We start from the raw sequence: 17,249 nt of genomic DNA on the forward strand, positions 1-17,249 counted from the left end.
CCTTTTTTTAGTGAAGGTTGTGTTTTTTGAGTATTTTCTTTTGCTCCATTCCTTTTTTTCCTACATAGTTATTTTTGTAGCCAAAGTATAGAATAAATAAAAATGAAACAACATTAACAATAGCGTCAATTTGATCGTTTGTAATAAAGTGTATGCCGAAAGAGGTAAATAATAATTTTAATGATAATAGAAAACCAGCTAGTAACCGCATAGCATCTGATAGATTCTCTTTTTGTAGCATATAGATTACTCCTTTCTATAAAAGTTATATATTATATATATGAAATAGAGTAGAAAAGGTATACAAGCTTAAGCAGAAATGTACATTGGATATGTACATTTTTTATTTGGTAGAAAAACATTATTGATATAGAAACATATATTGGTATAAAAGGGGGAGAAGTATGAAACATAAAGGGAAAATTAGTGGATTATTACTTGGAAATACAGTGGCAGTTACAGAATGGATTGCACTTCAGGATGTAATTGCAAAACTGGATTCACGATCATTTTATACCGTCTTTATTATTTATATATTGCAAATGATACTAAGTTATTATTTTGGACATTGGTACGATAAAAGAGCGAACAAGCGTATGAATGAAGAAGCAGGAGGAATGGCAAGCAACGATTTTGTTGTTGATTTTTTTGGGAAAGTAGCCGCTTTATCTGAAAGAGCTTCCCGTAATATTACAGTTTACATTCTTTCTGTAAAAGAATGGGAAGGATTAAAAGACACGTTGCAAGAAAAAAAATTGGGAGTGTTAGTACAAAAATTAGAGAGTACCATTGTAAAGTCAATTCGGAAGGGAGATGTTGTTACAAAGTGGGATGAAAATAAGTATGTTATTGTAGCAATTGATAATGGTCATGAAACATCAACAATAACAAACAGATTAATGAAAAATATTGAAAGTGAAATAGAAGGTGATTTACTCAGTGTCACTCTTTTATTTGGAGCAGCTAGCTATCCAGTAGAAGGAAAAACGTTTGAAGAACTGTTGAGAAAGTCGCAAAATCAATTGTACCAGTATAGAAATTTGCAAGAAAATGAGTGAAGCTTTGATTTGAAGATATTTGATAGGAAGAAGTTTTATTTGTAACATTTTTTTGACTTTTATTACAAAAAAACGCTGCGTTTGTAATAAAAGTCTTTAAAAATATATGAAATAAGCATATAATTATGATGGTAGTGTCAATGCAATTTGCACAATGTGTTTTATTTTAAAAGTGTAGAGGAAAGCAAGCTCTACACTTTTCCTTTTTAGGAAATGAAAAGAATATTTGTAAGTTGTTGCGAGATATCGATTGTACTGTGTAAAATGAACAAAGAGATTATTTGATAGAAAGCTGGAAAGGGAATGATAGACGTGAGAGCGGAACGATCACCTTTTATCAGGTGAACTATTATAGTCTTATTAAGACTGAGGTGAAATTCTGTGGCCATTAAGGTAATACATAGTGTGAACAGATTTTAAAGAACACGAAGTACTATACTTAAAGATGGATATGGAACTGCTAAATACTTCAAAAAGAATAATGTAATATTAAGTAATAATTTGTACAAACAATATTAATGATCTTCGTAAAAAAGATGCGAGTGTATAGAACAATTACATATTTTATAACTTTTTTATATTACACGATGGTCGTTTATAAGTAGGAGGAAGAGATGTTGAAATATAGTAAATTAGCAATTATAACTGCATTATCAATGACTTTATTAGCCGGTTGTTTTGGACCGAAACCAGAAGAAGAATTATATGTAGCGTTTGAAAACGCTGCTAAACAAGAAAAAACAATGTTTGAAGATGCAAAAAAACTTGAGACTTTAGAGAAAGAAGGACAAGAATTATATAACCAGATTGTGCAAGAAGGAAAAGATAATAATCAAACTGTTAAAGAAAAACTGAATCAAGCAGCAAAGAATACAACTGAACGAGAAAAAGTACTTACAAAAGAAAAAGAGGCCTTAAATAAAGCGCAAGAAGAAGTGAAGTCAGCTGATAAGTATGTGAAGAAAATTGAAGATAATAAGTTGAAAGATCAAGCTGATAAAGTGAAAAGCATGTATGAGAAACGACACGATTCATTTAATAAAATGTATGACAGCTATAATAAATCTTTAAAACAAGAAAAAGAGTTATATACAATGTTACAAGATAAAGGTACTAAATTAAAAGATATTAGTGAAAAAGTAAAAGTAGTAAATCAATCTTATAAGGATATTGAGTCAGAAAAAGATAAATTTAATGAATTCACAAAGTCTTATAATACAGAAAAAGTAGCTTTTTATAAACAAGCAAATATTAAAATTAAAGAAGAGAAAAAATAAAACAGTTTGGCCTACACTTGGCCAAACTGTTTTATTTTTTTGTATAAGTACGACTATACCATGGAACCGGTTCACTTAATTTTTTTTCTTGTTTCAATGCTTCAGGCCCAATATAATCTTGAAGTGTTTTTTTTGCTACTGTTAAAGATAAGGTTGTTTTCGGATTTCGATAGGAGGATTCAAGATGACCAAGATGCGGTAGAATTCGAAAATCTTCTTTCGTAGGAGGGATGTGGAAAAAATAATCGCCTAAACGTATAAGGACATCAGATTGTTGTTGGCTAAAACGTGGGTTTCTAGAAAAATGTAATCCTTCTTTAATTGCTTTTTTTTCAGCAATCAAACGCTCTAAAGCTGTCTTTTTTAACCAGTATAAATATTTAGGATTAGTAGCTGCTTTAGCATGACGATTCACAACGAAAATAGATTGAGCTAGTCGATTAATAGAATGTTGGTTTTGTAATTGAGATTGTGGTTGTGAAGGTTTCATATTGAATCTCCTTTCAATTTTTCATTATTATAGCATAAATAAAATAGGTTTTTATTATATGCAAAAAGTGATTGTATATATTTTCAATATTAAAGCAATATTGTTACAAAAAACAACTATTTTGTATAATAGTAATAGAATATGTTTTTGAAATTTGATAATGAAAGAGTGAGAAGTTTGAAAGAAATATTAAAACAACAGTATGCCATTATAGATATTGGATCTAATACAATGCGTTTAGTTATTTATGAAAAGCAAAATGGAGGTTTTTATAAAGAGATTGAAAATACGAAAGTGGTTGCTAGGTTAAGGAATTACTTAATTGATGGTGTGTTGAATGAAGAGGGAATAGAAGTATTATTACAGACATTATTTCAATTTCAAGAAAGTACAAGGTTCCATCAGTTGCATCATGTACTTTGTGTTGCAACAGCAACAATTAGACAGTCTGAGAATCAAGAGGAAATTAAAAAGCTTATTGAAGGACAAACGGACTTTACTCTTAGAGTATTATCAGAATATGAGGAAGCGCGTTACGGATACTTGGCGGTTATGAATTCTACATCGTTTTCAGAAGGAATAACGGTAGATATTGGTGGGGGAAGTACGGAAGTTACATACTTTAGAAATAGAGAGATTTTAGAGTACCATAGTTTTCCTTTTGGGGCACTTTCTTTAAAGCAACAATTTATTAAAGGTGACATTCCTACTAAAGATGAGTTAGAGGGAATGCAACATTATTTAGAATTTCAATTTCAAACGTTACCATGGTTCATCAATAAGAAATTGCCTCTTATTGCAATTGGTGGTAGTGCGAGGAACTTAGTAAAAATCCATCAAAATTTAATATGTTATCCTATAGCAGGATTACATTTATACAAGATGAAAGAAGAAGATATTGAAAATGTAAAAGATGAGTTGGAAAAATTGTCGTTCATAGAACTTCAGAAATTGGAAGGATTGGCAAAAGATCGAGCGGATACGATTATTCCAGCGGTTGAAGTATTTCATACACTTGTTAATGTTATAGAGGCACCGGCATTTGTATTAAGTAGAAAAGGATTAAGAGAAGGTGTTTTCTATGAAGAGTTGACAAAAGATTTGGGGATTTCATATTATCCGAACGTAGTTGAAGAAAGTTTGCATTTACTATCACATGAATACGAAATGGACATGGAATTTGTTATTCAACTTATTAAACATGGAAGACTAATTTGCAAACAACTTGAGGAAATAGGGCTTATTTCTATGTCAGTAAAAGACTGGGAAGTATTCCATCAAGCAGCGAAAGTATTTAATATAGGCAAATATATAGACGAAGAAGCGAGCCGTTTACATACGTTTTATTTATTGGCGAATAAGACAATTGATGGCATGATGCATAAAGATAGAGTGAGGTTAGCGCTTATTGCATCTTATAAATCAAAAATGCTATTTAAACAACATTTATCTCCATTTGAAGGTTGGTTTGATAAAAGTGAACAAAAAAAAATCCGTCTATTAGGAGCTGTTTTACAATTTTCAGCTGCTTTAAATGCAAGGCAACGATCGCTTGTTGAAACCATATCTATAACAGAAAGCAAAGAGGCATTAACGTTTAAAGTTTTATGTGAACAGTCTGCATTAGCAGAAAAAGTGCAAGCTGAAAAACAAAAAAAACAGTTAGAAAGAGTATTAAAAACGAATATTAACTTGTTATTTGAACTAAAACATTAGGTCGTACGGATGTCTTTACGAAAAATTTACACTTTGTAATATTGTAATTTGATAAAATAAAATTAACTAAATTATAGTAAAAAAGTTTCAAGGGGAAGTGTGAAGAGAATGGAATTATCGAAGGGGAATGCAGTAAATTTAAATGATACAGCTTATTACAATAATCGAGAGTTAAGCTGGCTAGCATTTAATGAACGTGTACTACAAGAAGCGCAAGATGGAAAAAATCCACTTTTGGAAAGATTGAAATTTATTAGTATTTTTAGTTCGAATTTAGATGAATTCTTTATGGTACGTGTAGCGGGATTAAAGGATCAAGTGAGTGCTGGATTTAATCAGCCAGAAAATAAAGCTGGCTTAACACCAAAAAAGCAACTAAATAAAATTGCGATAAAAGCCCATGAACTAATGACAGTACAATATGATACATTTAAAAATTATGTATTGCCAGCGCTTGAGTTAGAGGGAATTGAACGTTTAACATTCCATGATTTGACGAAAGAGCAGCGAGAATTTATAGAAGAGTATTTTGATGAGCAAATTTTTCCGGTGTTAACCCCTGTAGCTATTGATGCATATCGCCCATTTCCAATGTTATTAAATAAAAGTTTGAATTTAGCTACTCTTTTATATGATGAGAAGCAAGCAGAGGAAGAGAATCGGACGAAGCTAGGAATTGTACAAGTTCCTTCATTACTTGAGCGCTTCATATTTTTACCGAGCGAAGGGCAAAAGCATAAATTTATTTTATTAGAAGACGTAATTAGTAGCTTTACTCATAAATTATTTACGGGATATACAGTATCATCTGTTACTCGTTTCCGTATTACACGCAATGCAGATTTAACGATTCATGAAGAAGGTGCGAGAGATTTATTAAAGGTAATTGAAAAAGAATTAAAAAAACGTAAGTGGGGGGGGGCTGTACGTTTAGAAGTTGGGAAAGAACACATTGATGAAAGAGTATTAGCGTTATTATATGAGGTTCTGGAAGTAAAAGATGAAGATGTATATATAATGGATGGGCCATTAGATTTAACATGTTTGTTTTCTTTATATAAAAAACTAGCTCCTTTATATGAACATCTTGTATATCCGGCTCTTATTCCGCAACCGCCTCAAGATTTAGGTGATGAAGAAGATGTATTTGAAAAAGCAATTGAGCATGATATTTTATTACATCATCCTTTTGAATCATTTCAGCCGGTAGTTGATTTTGTCCGTGATGCGGCAGACGATCCAAATGTACTTGCGATTAAACAAACGTTATATCGAGTAAGTGGTGATTCACCAATTATTCAGGCGTTAAAGATAGCGGCTGAAAAGGGAAAACAAGTGACGGTATTAGTTGAATTAAAGGCAAGATTTGATGAAGAAAACAATGTTCATTGGGCTAAAGAATTGGAACAGGCAGGCTGTCATGTTATTTACGGTGTAAGTCACTTGAAAACACATAGTAAAATTACGTTAGTTGTAAGAAGAAAAAACGGAAAAATCGAAAGGTTCGTACATCTTGGAACTGGAAACTATAATGATGCAACAGCGAAGTTATATACTGATTTTGGATATATTACATCAAGAAAAGACTTTGGGGTTGATGCAACCAATTTCTTTAATTATTTAAGTGGTTATACAACAAAGCCACATTTTCATCATTTATCTGTTGCTCCATTTGATATAAGAGAACAATTTATGGATTTAATAGATGAAGAAATCCGTTATCATAGGCAATATGGAAATGGATATATTATCGCTAAGATGAATTCATTAACAGATAAACCATTAATTAAAAAAATGTACGAAGCATCACAAGCTGGAGTAAAGGTAGAGCTCATTGTTCGAGGAACATGTTGCCTACGACCTGGTATTCCAAATGTAAGTGAAAATATTCGTGTAGTTAGTGTTGTTGGAAGATATTTAGAACATAGCCGTATTTATTATTTCCATCATAATGGGGAGGAGAAAATATATTTATCTTCAGCTGATTGGATGACGCGAAATATGGAGAAGCGAGTGGAAATATCTTTCCCGATATTAGATATTGAAATGAAGGCACGAATTAAGGCGATTTTACAGCTTACATTAGCTGATAATGTGAAAACACGTGAACAAAATAAAGATGGTGATTACTATTATGTTATTAATGGTAGTACAGAAGAAATTGATAGCCAAGTGAAGTTGTTTAAGATGGCGTATCAAAATACAGATGCTGAATAATGAAAAAAGTAAAAACCTCTTATGTCTATAAGAGGTTTTTACTTTTTTCTACTCATATGCTCCCAAAATGGGAGGATGAGTAGAAACAATAGTTTTATTATAAGCGTGTAATAAGGTGGCTCGTTGAGAGAATAACATTTGAAATAATCGTTATTTTAACTTAGTAATAGTATGGTTGTTGACATGGTCCACCGTAACAAGGATAAGGTGCTGGCGGCGGGAAAGGTGGTGGATAAGGTGGGTAAAATGGTCGAGGGCCGAAAGCTAATGCTCCGCCGAGTAATCCACCAGCAATTCCAGCTAGAAAGGGAACGCCAAAAAACGGGAAGAAGCGTGAGTCGCCTACTGGACCAATAGGTGCTGAACGGACTGGGATTGGTTGATAATATGGATACATGAACATACCTCCTTTATTGGACTCACTTTCATCATATGGTAAATGAAACGTGGATGAGCGCGTACAAGAAAGGATATGCAAGAAAATAGGCGAATTATTACGAATGTTGGAGTGTAAAAAGTGTAATTTCAGGTTTTGACATAAAACGGAATGGAACACGCGTTCTTCCTAGGCCTCGATTAACATAGAGAGTTAAATCTTGAATTGTATAGAAGCCTTCAATATAGTCTTTGGCGAGTGATGGTGTAATAATAGCTCCTAAAAAAGGAATTTGTACTTGTCCGCCGTGGCTATGACCAGAAAGTTGCAAGTTGATTGGATATCTGGAAACTTGGGGCGCGATATCTGGTTCGTGAACAAGAACAATGTTATAAGTATTTTGTCGTGCATGCTCTAATGTTTTCTCTATTTTGGGTTTGCCTAGTAGTATATCATCGAGACCGAAAATAGAAATCTCACTATTATCCATTAGACGAATTCTTTTTTCATTATTTAGCAATAGTTCAAATCCAGATTCACGCATGATGTGCTCATAGTATTCAGTTCCATATCCACCGTGATCATGGTTACCATAAATAGCGAATTTACCGAAGGGGGCTTGTATATTTTTTAAAATGGATGCAACGAAAGGAGTGTCAGTATACGTTTGGTAATTATCAATGAGATCTCCAGTAAAAAGGACAATATCTGGATTTACAGCATTAATTTTAGAAACAACTTGAGATAAATGTTGACGCGAGAAATAGTATCCAAGATGTAAATCGCTGAATTGAAGAATTTTCATACCATGAAAACTTTTTGGGATGAGTTGTGATTTTAATGTGTGCTGTGTAAAAGAAATGAAATGGGGTTCTATATATTTAGCATAGTAGTATCCAATGCCACTGGTTATAAATGAATAGAGACAAGTGCGCATACCAATTTTTAAAAAATTTCTTCTTGTAATGTGCTTCATAAAAATATGAGTATACCTCAATGTTTTTATTCCATTTATAGGCTACTCGAATCTCCTTTCAGTTTATTTAAAATATACTTTACATAATAAAAATTTAGTATAGATTACGAAAAAAAATGAATGAAAAGAAAATTCTTTACATTAAAATATCAGAAAAGTTTAAAAATATAAAGATTTCTATTAAATAAAGTGATAAAATGAATGTGTATTCATTTTTTGGAGGGGATGTATGTGAAAGAGAAGGTAGTTATTATAACAGGTGGATCGAGTGGAATGGGAAAAGGAATGGCGACTCGTTTTGCAAAAGAAGGGGCACGAGTTGTTATTACAGGACGTACAAAGGAAAAACTAGAGGAAACAAAGTTGGAAATTGAACAATTTCCGGGGCAAGTATTACCTGTACAAATGGATGTAAGAAATACGGATGACATTCAGAAAATGATTGAACAGATTGATGAGAAGTTTGGTCGAATTGATGTTTTAATAAATAATGCAGCTGGAAACTTTATTTGTCCAGCAGAAGATTTATCTGTGAATGGTTGGAATTCAGTCATTAATATTGTGTTAAACGGTACATTTTACTGTAGCCATGCTGTCGGAAAATATTGGATTGAAAAAGGTATAAAAGGGAATATCATTAACATGGTAGCAACATATGCATGGGATGCAGGTCCAGGAGTTATTCATTCGGCTGCAGCGAAGGCAGGGGTATTAGCGATGACGAAGACGCTCGCTGTTGAGTGGGGACGTAAATATGGAATACGAGTTAACGCTATCGCGCCAGGACCAATTGAACGTACGGGCGGTGCTGATAAATTATGGATTTCAGAAGAAATGGCTAAGCGTACGATACAAAGTGTTCCGCTTGGAAGGCTGGGTACGCCAGAAGAAATCGCTGGTCTAGCTTATTATTTATGCTCAGATGAAGCTGCGTACATAAATGGAACTTGCATGACAATGGATGGAGGACAACATTTACATCAATATCCATTTTAAAAGGGATAAAAAAATGAATGTTTGATTTATTTTTTTATGGTTAAATGTGACGGAATTGTGACATATGAAAGAAAAGTGTTTACAAGAGGTCATATATACGTTATATTTAAGACCTCTTTTTTCTTCATAGTAGAATTGCTAATTCCCCTTAGCATTTTACCCCTCTAATCCCTTCAGGAAAACTGAAGGGATTTTTTATTATTTTTCCGTAAATATCATGTTATAATTTTTGAAAAGTAAAGGGAGGGAAGCACGTTGATAGATGCATTAGATGTAATGAGTAACTTGGATAAAGTCCTTCCTTATTATCAAGCTATTTTTAGTGCTGATGAGCATACTGTAATTGGATATGAAGTAGTAGGACGTATTCAAACAGAAGAGGGCATACAAAGTTTAGCTTCTTTCTTTCACGATGATTCGATTCCAAGTGAATTTCAACTGGAAGCGGATAATATTATAGTAGAAAAAGCTTTAAATCGTTATTTAGAAAGCGATCAAAAATTATTATTATTTATACATCGGAATGCTAATGTATTAATGAATGATGATGATGAAAGCTTGCTTCAACTTTTATTGAGGTATGAAGAACAAGGTTTAAATTTAAAACAAATTGTTTTAGAGATTACAGAACATGAATGTAAAGAAGATATAGAGCAATTTAATCATTTGCTTATGTATTATCGTACATATGGTATTCAAATTTCGATTAATAAAGTCGGAACGGGCACAAGTAATTTAGAGCGTATTAGCGTGTTAGCACCTGATATTTTAAAAGTAGATTTAACGAATTTAAGGCAAACAGCACTTTTACAATCTTATCAAGATATTTTATATTCTTTATCATTACTTGCTAGAAGAATTGGTGCAACTTTGTTATATGAAGAAATAGATGCTTTTTATCAACTGCAATATGCTTGGAAGAACGGCGGAAGATATTATCAAGGTAATTATTTGAAAGAATGTTTACCTGATTTTATTGAAACGAATGTTTTGAAAGAGCGACTTGGTAATGAATGTCATCAGTTTATTCAGCATGAAAAGAAGAAGTTACAAAAAATTTATAATTTGACAGAGATGTTACGCGATCGCATTGGCGATGTTTTATCAAAACAAAAAAAGAATGAAGATATAAATGATTGGTTATTACAATTTAGTCAAAGTGTATCACAGTGTAGTTTTCGTATATTTATTTGTAATGAAGATGGTTTCCAACAATCAGGAAATGTTATGAAAAAAGATGGAGAATGGATTGTGATGCCGGATTATTATATGAAGAACTGGAGTTGGCGCCCGTATTTTCTCGAGAATATCATGAAAATGCGTTTTGAGAATAAGGCAAGGCTTTCAGATTTATATGCAGATATCGAAACGGGCGAAATGGTACGAACATTTTCTTTCCCAATAGATGATGACAACTTTTTATTTATAGATTTATCTTATGAATATTTATATGAAGAAGATGTTTTATTTTAATGCACGAAGAGATTCGTGCATTTTTTGTTTGTTTTTATCATAAATTGGTAATAGTGAAAATGGTGATGAAAATGCTGTCTATCGTTGTAAAGATTTTACGAACGAAATCTGTCCTTTCTTTGCATAATCATTGTTACAATGAATACTACAAAGACAAGTTCTTTTAAAAGGAAGGTGAAAAAATGAGGAAATATGGAATATGGCTTGTTCTATTTGTATGTGTTGCCTTTCTAGTTGGTTATAGTGTTACGACTGTTTTAGGGAAAGAGGAAGTGAAAGTTGATCGGAAAGAAGTATTTACAACGATACAAAAAGGCTATGAAACCCAGTTTTCAATTCGTGGGAAGCATTTGCCGATGAATAAGATGATAGAGACGTTATCACCGTATTTTACAGATAATTTCCTTCAAGTGTTTACAGATGAAAATAGCAGAAGTGATAAACAAAGTGGTGAATATTTACTTCCGGCAAAAGAAGCACCGTTTTCTTTTAATTCAGAAACGAAAATATCGTATGATGAAGAACATAAAAATTTATATGTATATGAGCGGACAAAAAGTGGACAATATCAAATTGTAACATTGAAAAGGGATCAAGATAAATGGAAGTTAGCAGGATATCATGAAAGTCAGGAACTCTTAACTGAAATAAAAAGGTTGCAACAATTATAAAGTGAAACTTTTAATCAGTGGGAGGGATTACTAGCCCATCTAACTCCTTTGCTTTAGCTAAATTTTTTGGGTTTTACTACCTACAAATAGCGGGATAAGAATAGGAATAGGTATTTACCTATTCCTATTCTATATTGAGTAGTTTTTGTAACTTTTCAATTTGAAAACCTGCAACTACTTCGCCATCAATTACGACTGTTGGAGTTGAATAAGAATCATAGTCGTTTAAAAGACGATTGCGAGCAGCAGCGTCTTTTTTTACGTCAAATTCTTCATATGCAACGTTATTATGCTTCAAAAATTCTTTAACAATAACACATGGCGGACAATCAGGTTGTGTATAAACCTCAATTTTTTTCATTGTAATTCCTCCTTTTTTCTGTTTTTTATTATATTCTTCCAGTATAAAAACCGCAATAAAGAAGGGGAAATATGTTCTTTCTGTTTTTTCCTTCGCATTTCGACAAATTTTTAGTTGAGTTTCTGGCCAATAACCTTTATCCTAGAGTGTGGAACATTTTTTCTGTTATGACGGATAGAATGAGTATAGCTGTAAAACCTATTGGTAGGAAGATCAGAGAAAGGAGAGATTTCATGTCTCTACTCCAAGGAATTTTAACTCGACTTGTTAGTCTACAAGAACAAGCTGAAAGCGGTGAAGTAGCACAACGCTATTTTGAAGTGAACGGTGAGCGCAAATGTAGCGTGAAATTTTTCGATAAAAGTGAAATGTATGAGTTAGAAGTGTATCAACAAGGTGAAAAACCTCAAGTGTACCAATTCGATAATATCGACATGGTTGCAATTGAGATTTACGATATCATTTCTTGATACATATAAAAAAGGTACTGCCATATGGCAGTACCTTTTTTAGTTCTATTACTTTCCAGCGTAATGTATAGAATTTTTTTATTTTTCCTACAATGGTATTAAAATGAAAATTTAATCTGTGTAAGTTTGCCTATCCATGTGGATAAGTAGTCCCGCCAACCGGATGAATATGTGAAGCTAAACTTCTCACAATTGCTGGGTTCTGCAAATAGTGGGAGAAATATAACTAGGAGGTTATCGTATGGAACATTTACCAGTTGTGATTTGTCCTAATTGTCAAAGCTCTGCTGAGATTACTCATGTATTAACGGCTCAATCTAATCAAAATGTAATTTATACGTGCCAAGTTTGTCACTTTGTAATTCGAAATATTGAAACGAATAAAGGATAGGAAGTTATAATTTTAGTTTTTGTCCCATACAATGAGAATACGAAAAGTCTGTCTAATTGAAAGGACGTGACTCTGTGGACGGTGCACATAAATTTTACAATGTTTCAGAGAGACATTTAAATTTTGATATGGTCTTTAGCCGTATTTGTAGTTTCATTGAAAAGGATCCACGAAATTTATATCGATTATCCATTGGGACAGACTCGCAAGCACATCAAAAGGATACGAGGTTTATTACAGCAATCCATATTCATCGTGTTGGAAAAGGTGCCTGGGGTTGTTTACACCATAGATCAGTAAAAGATAAGCCAGCAACCTTACGTGAGAAAATATATTTAGAAACGCAGTTTAGTCAAGAAATCGCATGTCTATTTACACCTACTCATATACAAACAATATGGGAGTTATTGCATCCTTATGCTCAAGATGGGGCTGGATTCATAATGGAAATTCATTTAGACATTGGGAATGATGGTTTAACAAAGGAATTTATTTTAGATATGACAGAAAAAATTCGAGCGATGGGATTAACTGCAAAAATTAAGCCGGATGCTTATGCGGCGTTTAGCTATGCAAATCGATATACGAAATGACTTTTTGTATGTTTACAATTGCTACATATCTTTTGGTAAAAACTGAATATTACATCTATTAAATAGGTTAAATTTTTTATATAATAAGAGTAACGATGCGATTGTAAGGAGAGGGGTATATGCAAAGGGAAGTTGTTTTAACGAAGGAAGAAGAAAGTTTACTACTAGATATTTTATTTCAGCAAAATTATGCAAGTGAAATTTTAGCTGTGGAACTTACAGATATTGAGAATGGTTTGAAACAGACGGATGTGATGCAATATAAAAAAATTACAAGGTTATTTTACAGATTAAAAAATAAAGGGTATTAAGCGCTACCGGAATGGTAGTCTTTTTTTTGTGCTGTATGCTAAAATAGCTGTGTGATTGTATTTTTATTGAAATAAATTTAGGACAAAATAATAATGTGAAAACGCTGTCATAAAATGTGAATAGAGTTATGAACATAAGCAGGAAAAAGGGAAAATGGGGGATGTAATATGATTAGTATTCCGAAAGACGAATTTCAACAAATTCTTGTGAAGGATTTAATGATTTCATCGGAAAAAGTAGCTCATGTCCAAATTGGAAATGGTTTAGAACATGCTTTACTCGTTCTTGTGAAATCTGGATATTCGGCGATACCTGTCTTAGATCCAATGTATAAATTACATGGTTTGATTAGTACTGCCATGATATTAGATGGTATGTTAGGATTAGAGCGTATTGAGTTTGAAAGACTTGATGATATGAAAGTAGAGCAGGTGATGAAGGAAGATATACCTTTTCTTAAATTAGAAGATTCATTTGCAAAAGCTTTAGAAATGACAATTGATCATCCTTTTATTTGTGCTGTTAATGAAGAAGGCTATTTTGAGGGGATTTTAACACGTCGTGCTATTTTAAAATTGTTGAATAAGAAAGTAAGGCAACATAATCGATAACGTGAGAAAAGTGACTTCATAGAAACGAAGAAGTCACTTTTTTTCGTGCATATCACTTGTGTATGTATTATATTTAAAAAGACATAAAACATAAGGAAAGTTTGCGCTGGAAAATTGTATTTTCTGAATGAAAGCTTGTTGAAATAAGGTGTATGGAAGCTAAGGAAAGAGGGAGAAAGTTGCAAATTGATGATTTTCAAATGATGGTTGTGTTAGCTCAGGAATCAAATATGAGAAAAGCGGCGGAACGTTTATTTGTTTCCCAACCTGCGCTGAGTCAACGATTACAATCTATGGAGAAACAATGGGGAATGAAGTTTTTTATTCGCTCACAAAAAGGATTGACAATTACACCTGAAGGGGAAAAAGTTGCAAATTATGCCAAAGAAATGTTGCAAAAGGAAGAGGATATAAAAAGTGAGCTAGCTGTTTTTAGAACGGAAACTCATGGAACGTTAAAAATAGCTGTTGCATCAGTTATTGGTCAATATTGGCTTCCTCCTGTTTTGAAAAAGTTTGTGCATAAATATCCTTCTGTAAAGATATCGCTGTTTACTGGATGGAGTAGTGAAGTGCAAAAGCAGTTTTATGAAGGAGACGTTCATGTTGCTATACTGAGGGGAACACAAGAATATAAAGGTCAAAAGCAAAAATTATTTGAAGATGAACTGTATTTAGTTGATAAAGAAATAAAAGATATTTCGATGCTAAAAGAAACAAATAGGCCGTTCATTCAATTTAAAAGTGACTCGACTTATTATGGACAAATACAAAATTGGTGGTATGGTTTATTTTCTAATCCGCCTAAGCGAACGATTGTAGTTGACCAAATTGAAACATGCAAACAACTTGTTTTAAATGGTATAGGTTATGCCCTTTTACCTTCTACTGTTTTAAAGGAAGTACAGGAAAATATGTATAAAACACCTGTTCAATTGACGAGAGAAACATGGTTGTTAACAAGTGACTCAGCAAGGCAGTTGAAGCAAGTACAAGCATTTTTAGAAATTATAGAAGAAATTCAAAGGGAAAAATAAGATTATTATCTTGCTACTCGCTCTTTCGTTTGGTAGAGTAACATTATAAATGGATTTAGGAGGCAACAAGAATGAAAATGATGGACGCTAACGAAATTATTTCGTTTATTCAAAAAAGTGAAAAGAAAACTCCTGTAAAGGTATACATAAAAGGGGATTTAAAAGAAGTAACATTCCCTGAAACAGTACAAGCATTTGTGAATAAAAAATCAGGTGTATTATTCGGAGAATGGTCTGAAATTAAGACAATTCTTGATGAGAATAATAAGCACATCGTTGACTACGTTGTAGAAAACGATCGTCGTAATTCTGCAATCCCAATGCTTGATTTAAAAGGTATTAAAGCTCGCATCGAGCCCGGTGCTATTATTCGTGACCATGTTGAAATTGGTGACAACGCTGTAATTATGATGAATGCAACAATTAACATTGGTGCTGTAATTGGTGAAGGTTCTATGATCGACATGAACGCAGTACTTGGTGGACGTGCAACAGTCGGTAAAAACTGTCACGTAGGTGCAGGTGCTGTACTTGCAGGTGTTATTGAGCCACCTTCTGCAAAACCAGTTATCGTTGAAGATGATGTAGTAATCGGTGCAAACGTAGTTGTTTTAGAGGGTGTTACAGTAGGTAAAGGTGCAGTTGTAGCAGCGGGAGCTGTTGTAACAGAAGATGTGCCTCCATACACAGTTGTTGCAGGTACTCCAGCACGTGTAATTAAAGAAATTGATGAGAAGACAAAAGCAAAAACAGAAATTAAACAAGAGCTTCGTCAATTAAACCCAGAGAAATAAAAAGAAAAAAAAGCGTAAGAGCGTAAATGGGCTCTTACGCTTTTTATAGATAGAGGTGCAAAAATGACAGTAAGCAAATTTGTCCAAATTCGTAGAGATCTACATAGAATTCCAGAAATCGGATTTAAGGAATGGGAAACACAACAGTATATTTTAGATTATATAGGAACACTTTCTCTTGAATTTGTGGAAGTGAAGACATGGAAAACGGGTGTAATCGTTAAAGTAAATGGAAAAAATCCAGAAAAAATAATAGGTTATCGTGCAGATATAGATGGTCTGCCAATTACAGAGGAAACTGGATATGAGTTTGCTTCTATTCATGAAGGAATGATGCATGCATGTGGCCACGATGTACATACAACAATCGGTTTAGGCCTTCTAACGAAAGCTGTGAGCGAAAGAATAGATGATGACCTTGTATTTCTATTCCAGCCAGCAGAAGAAGGACCAGGCGGTGCTCTTCCTATGTTAGAAAGTGAAGAGTTAAAAGAATGGAAACCAAATATAATTCTTGGTCTTCATATTGCACCAGAATACGCTGTAGGGACAATTGCAACGAAAGAAGGACTGTTATTTGCTAATACTTCAGAATTATATATTGATTTAAAAGGGAAAGGTGGCCATGCTGCCTATCCGCATACTGCAAATGATATGATTGTCGCAGCGAGTCATCTTGTTACACAGCTTCAATCCGTTATTAGTCGCAATGTAAATCCTCTTGATAGTGCAGTAATTACAATCGGGAAAATTACAGGTGGTACGGTTCAAAATATTATTGCAGAAAAATCTCGTTTAGAAGGAACGATTCGAACATTATCAGTAGAATCAATGAAGCGTGTGAAAAGCAGAATTGAGGCAATTGTTGCAGGTATCGAAGCTTCTTTCCAGTGTGAGGCAATTATAGATTACGGAGCAATGTATCATCAAGTATATAACCATGAAGAGTTAACGAGAGAGTTTATGCAATTTGTACATAAACAAACAGATATGAATGTTATTACATGTACTGAGGCAATGACAGGTGAAGATTTTGGTTATATGCTTCGAGAAATCCCTGGATTTATGTTTTGGCTTGGAGTAAATTCAGAATATGGTTTACATCATGCGAAATTAAAGCCAGACGAAGAAGTGATTGAAAAGGCAATTACATTTTTAAGCCAATATGTAAAGTGGAAAGGGAATAGAAAATAAAACTTCCGCTTTATTGAAGGTTCCAAAAAACTTTTTGTTATGAGGTGTAAGTAACGCTCGTATAGAGTGATTTTAGACATTTACATACAAATGAAAGAATAAAGTTAATTGGACTGTTTTAATAATGAGCAGGGGGTTTTTAGCCACTGCTCATTATTAATTATTTGACTAACTTATATATGTTTACTTTTAGTATGAAAAGTGTGTAAAATCAATGTGAAACATAGAAAAAAGGG

20 protein-coding genes are annotated in these 17,249 nt (G+C 33.1%); 15 read left to right on the forward strand and 5 right to left on the reverse strand.

The window, feature by feature from the left end; translation table 11 throughout:
• Positions 1 to 7: 7 nt before the first annotated feature.
• Positions 8 to 241, reverse strand: a complete 234-nt coding sequence (locus ACLBXA_RS04525) for an SPP1 phage holin family protein (protein WP_000939448.1) — start codon at positions 239 to 241, stop codon at positions 8 to 10.
• Between the two features lie 163 nt (positions 242 to 404).
• Between ACLBXA_RS04525 and ACLBXA_RS04530 the strand changes: the two genes are divergently transcribed.
• On the forward strand, positions 405 to 1,058 hold the full coding sequence (locus ACLBXA_RS04530) for a diguanylate cyclase domain-containing protein (protein WP_000680814.1): 654 nt from the start codon (positions 405 to 407) through the stop codon (positions 1,056 to 1,058).
• 614 nt (positions 1,059 to 1,672) lie between these two features.
• Positions 1,673 to 2,335 (forward strand): YkyA family protein, encoded by a 663-nt coding sequence (locus ACLBXA_RS04535; RefSeq protein ID WP_000922470.1) that lies wholly within the window; start codon positions 1,673 to 1,675, stop codon positions 2,333 to 2,335.
• A 31-nt stretch (positions 2,336 to 2,366) separates the two neighbouring features.
• Here ACLBXA_RS04535 and ACLBXA_RS04540 read toward each other — a convergent pair whose 3' ends face one another.
• Positions 2,367 to 2,825 carry a YkyB family protein gene (locus ACLBXA_RS04540; protein WP_000804864.1) on the reverse strand — a complete coding sequence of 153 codons (459 nt, stop codon included), beginning with the start codon at positions 2,823 to 2,825 and terminating at the stop codon, positions 2,367 to 2,369.
• A gap of 141 nt (positions 2,826 to 2,966) precedes the next feature.
• Between ACLBXA_RS04540 and ACLBXA_RS04545 the strand changes: the two genes are divergently transcribed.
• Both ACLBXA_RS04545 and ACLBXA_RS04550 read left to right on the forward strand, forming a co-directional pair.
• Positions 2,967 to 4,541: a Ppx/GppA family phosphatase gene (locus ACLBXA_RS04545; RefSeq protein ID WP_003279790.1), complete on the forward strand. Its 1,575-nt coding sequence runs from the start codon at positions 2,967 to 2,969 to the stop codon at positions 4,539 to 4,541.
• A gap of 108 nt (positions 4,542 to 4,649) precedes the next feature.
• Positions 4,650 to 6,758 carry a polyphosphate kinase gene (locus ACLBXA_RS04550; RefSeq protein ID WP_000423553.1) on the forward strand — a complete coding sequence of 703 codons (2,109 nt, stop codon included), beginning with the start codon at positions 4,650 to 4,652 and terminating at the stop codon, positions 6,756 to 6,758.
• Between the two features lie 160 nt (positions 6,759 to 6,918).
• On the opposite strand, the gene ACLBXA_RS04555 is transcribed toward ACLBXA_RS04550, so the two are convergent.
• A complete protein-coding gene (locus ACLBXA_RS04555) occupies positions 6,919 to 7,155 on the reverse strand; it encodes a hypothetical protein (RefSeq protein WP_000283738.1) in 237 nt (78 codons plus the stop codon).
• 97 nt (positions 7,156 to 7,252) lie between these two features.
• Complete coding sequence (locus tag ACLBXA_RS04560) at positions 7,253 to 8,110, reverse strand: metallophosphoesterase (RefSeq protein WP_447617122.1); 858 nt, start codon at positions 8,108 to 8,110, stop codon at positions 7,253 to 7,255.
• Positions 8,111 to 8,341: 231 nt separating this feature from the next.
• Between ACLBXA_RS04560 and fadH the strand changes: the two genes are divergently transcribed.
• The 3 genes from fadH to ACLBXA_RS04575 all read left to right on the forward strand — a co-directional run bounded on the left by fadH (position 8,342) and on the right by ACLBXA_RS04575 (position 11,250).
• Positions 8,342 to 9,106 carry a 2,4-dienoyl-CoA reductase gene (gene fadH, locus ACLBXA_RS04565; RefSeq protein WP_000660913.1) on the forward strand — a complete coding sequence of 255 codons (765 nt, stop codon included), beginning with the start codon at positions 8,342 to 8,344 and terminating at the stop codon, positions 9,104 to 9,106.
• Between the two features lie 255 nt (positions 9,107 to 9,361).
• Positions 9,362 to 10,579 carry an EAL domain-containing protein gene (locus ACLBXA_RS04570; protein WP_000564306.1) on the forward strand — a complete coding sequence of 406 codons (1,218 nt, stop codon included), beginning with the start codon at positions 9,362 to 9,364 and terminating at the stop codon, positions 10,577 to 10,579.
• Positions 10,580 to 10,761: 182 nt separating this feature from the next.
• Positions 10,762 to 11,250, forward strand: coding sequence for a DUF3993 domain-containing protein (locus tag ACLBXA_RS04575; protein WP_001233816.1), 489 nt, complete (start codon positions 10,762 to 10,764; stop codon positions 11,248 to 11,250).
• 124 nt (positions 11,251 to 11,374) lie between these two features.
• Here the strand turns inward: ACLBXA_RS04575 and ACLBXA_RS04580 are convergent, their stop codons facing one another.
• Positions 11,375 to 11,611 (reverse strand): glutaredoxin family protein, encoded by a 237-nt coding sequence (locus tag ACLBXA_RS04580; RefSeq protein WP_000717872.1) that lies wholly within the window; start codon positions 11,609 to 11,611, stop codon positions 11,375 to 11,377.
• Between the two features lie 233 nt (positions 11,612 to 11,844).
• Here ACLBXA_RS04580 and ACLBXA_RS04585 point away from each other — a divergent pair, with 233 nt between their 5' ends.
• From ACLBXA_RS04585 to ACLBXA_RS04620, 8 genes are all read left to right on the forward strand, one after another.
• Positions 11,845 to 12,081: a YkuJ family protein gene (locus ACLBXA_RS04585; protein ID WP_000055151.1), complete on the forward strand. Its 237-nt coding sequence runs from the start codon at positions 11,845 to 11,847 to the stop codon at positions 12,079 to 12,081.
• A gap of 241 nt (positions 12,082 to 12,322) precedes the next feature.
• On the forward strand, positions 12,323 to 12,472 hold the full coding sequence (locus ACLBXA_RS04590) for a hypothetical protein (protein WP_000400650.1): 150 nt from the start codon (positions 12,323 to 12,325) through the stop codon (positions 12,470 to 12,472).
• A gap of 74 nt (positions 12,473 to 12,546) precedes the next feature.
• Positions 12,547 to 13,065 carry a ribonuclease H-like YkuK family protein gene (locus ACLBXA_RS04595; RefSeq protein WP_000348492.1) on the forward strand — a complete coding sequence of 173 codons (519 nt, stop codon included), beginning with the start codon at positions 12,547 to 12,549 and terminating at the stop codon, positions 13,063 to 13,065.
• Positions 13,066 to 13,184: 119 nt separating this feature from the next.
• Complete coding sequence (abbA, locus tag ACLBXA_RS04600; RefSeq protein WP_001188692.1) at positions 13,185 to 13,376, forward strand: antirepressor AbbA; 192 nt, start codon at positions 13,185 to 13,187, stop codon at positions 13,374 to 13,376.
• Between the two features lie 168 nt (positions 13,377 to 13,544).
• Positions 13,545 to 13,988, forward strand: a complete 444-nt coding sequence (cbpB, locus tag ACLBXA_RS04605; protein WP_000623573.1) for a cyclic-di-AMP-binding protein CbpB — start codon at positions 13,545 to 13,547, stop codon at positions 13,986 to 13,988.
• Between the two features lie 152 nt (positions 13,989 to 14,140).
• Positions 14,141 to 15,025: a LysR family transcriptional regulator gene (locus tag ACLBXA_RS04610; RefSeq protein WP_003261853.1), complete on the forward strand. Its 885-nt coding sequence runs from the start codon at positions 14,141 to 14,143 to the stop codon at positions 15,023 to 15,025.
• Between the two features lie 71 nt (positions 15,026 to 15,096).
• The gene (dapD, locus tag ACLBXA_RS04615) at positions 15,097 to 15,819 is read left to right on the forward strand and encodes a 2,3,4,5-tetrahydropyridine-2,6-dicarboxylate N-acetyltransferase (protein ID WP_000783241.1); all 723 of its coding nucleotides are present in this window, start codon (positions 15,097 to 15,099) and stop codon (positions 15,817 to 15,819) included.
• A 63-nt stretch (positions 15,820 to 15,882) separates the two neighbouring features.
• On the forward strand, positions 15,883 to 17,013 hold the full coding sequence (locus ACLBXA_RS04620) for an N-acetyldiaminopimelate deacetylase (RefSeq protein ID WP_000218667.1): 1,131 nt from the start codon (positions 15,883 to 15,885) through the stop codon (positions 17,011 to 17,013).
• The last annotated feature ends 236 nt before the right edge of the window (positions 17,014 to 17,249 follow it).

This window comes from Bacillus sp. D48C (genome assembly GCF_053345735.1).

Bases quoted from the DNA above. Each gene is read 5' to 3' on its own strand.
- dapD (WP_000783241.1), top strand. From the start codon at position 15,097: ATGAAAATGATGGACGCTAACGAAATTATTTCGTTTATTCAAAAAAGT.
- ACLBXA_RS04560 (WP_447617122.1), bottom strand. From the start codon at position 8,110: ATGAAGCACATTACAAGAAGAAATTTTTTAAAAATTGGTATGCGCACT.
- ACLBXA_RS04545 (WP_003279790.1), top strand. From the start codon at position 2,967: ATGTTTTTGAAATTTGATAATGAAAGAGTGAGAAGTTTGAAAGAAATA.
- cbpB (WP_000623573.1), top strand. From the start codon at position 13,545: ATGATTAGTATTCCGAAAGACGAATTTCAACAAATTCTTGTGAAGGAT.
- ACLBXA_RS04610 (WP_003261853.1), top strand. From the start codon at position 14,141: ATGGAAGCTAAGGAAAGAGGGAGAAAGTTGCAAATTGATGATTTTCAA.
- ACLBXA_RS04555 (WP_000283738.1), bottom strand. From the start codon at position 7,155: ATGTATCCATATTATCAACCAATCCCAGTCCGTTCAGCACCTATTGGT.
- ACLBXA_RS04620 (WP_000218667.1), top strand. From the start codon at position 15,883: ATGACAGTAAGCAAATTTGTCCAAATTCGTAGAGATCTACATAGAATT.
- ACLBXA_RS04535 (WP_000922470.1), top strand. From the start codon at position 1,673: ATGTTGAAATATAGTAAATTAGCAATTATAACTGCATTATCAATGACT.
- ACLBXA_RS04585 (WP_000055151.1), top strand. From the start codon at position 11,845: ATGTCTCTACTCCAAGGAATTTTAACTCGACTTGTTAGTCTACAAGAA.
- ACLBXA_RS04580 (WP_000717872.1), bottom strand. From the start codon at position 11,611: ATGAAAAAAATTGAGGTTTATACACAACCTGATTGTCCGCCATGTGTT.
- ACLBXA_RS04525 (WP_000939448.1), bottom strand. From the start codon at position 241: ATGCTACAAAAAGAGAATCTATCAGATGCTATGCGGTTACTAGCTGGT.
- abbA (WP_001188692.1), top strand. From the start codon at position 13,185: ATGCAAAGGGAAGTTGTTTTAACGAAGGAAGAAGAAAGTTTACTACTA.
- ACLBXA_RS04550 (WP_000423553.1), top strand. From the start codon at position 4,650: ATGGAATTATCGAAGGGGAATGCAGTAAATTTAAATGATACAGCTTAT.
- ACLBXA_RS04540 (WP_000804864.1), bottom strand. From the start codon at position 2,825: ATGAAACCTTCACAACCACAATCTCAATTACAAAACCAACATTCTATT.
- ACLBXA_RS04590 (WP_000400650.1), top strand. From the start codon at position 12,323: ATGGAACATTTACCAGTTGTGATTTGTCCTAATTGTCAAAGCTCTGCT.
- ACLBXA_RS04530 (WP_000680814.1), top strand. From the start codon at position 405: ATGAAACATAAAGGGAAAATTAGTGGATTATTACTTGGAAATACAGTG.
- ACLBXA_RS04575 (WP_001233816.1), top strand. From the start codon at position 10,762: ATGAGGAAATATGGAATATGGCTTGTTCTATTTGTATGTGTTGCCTTT.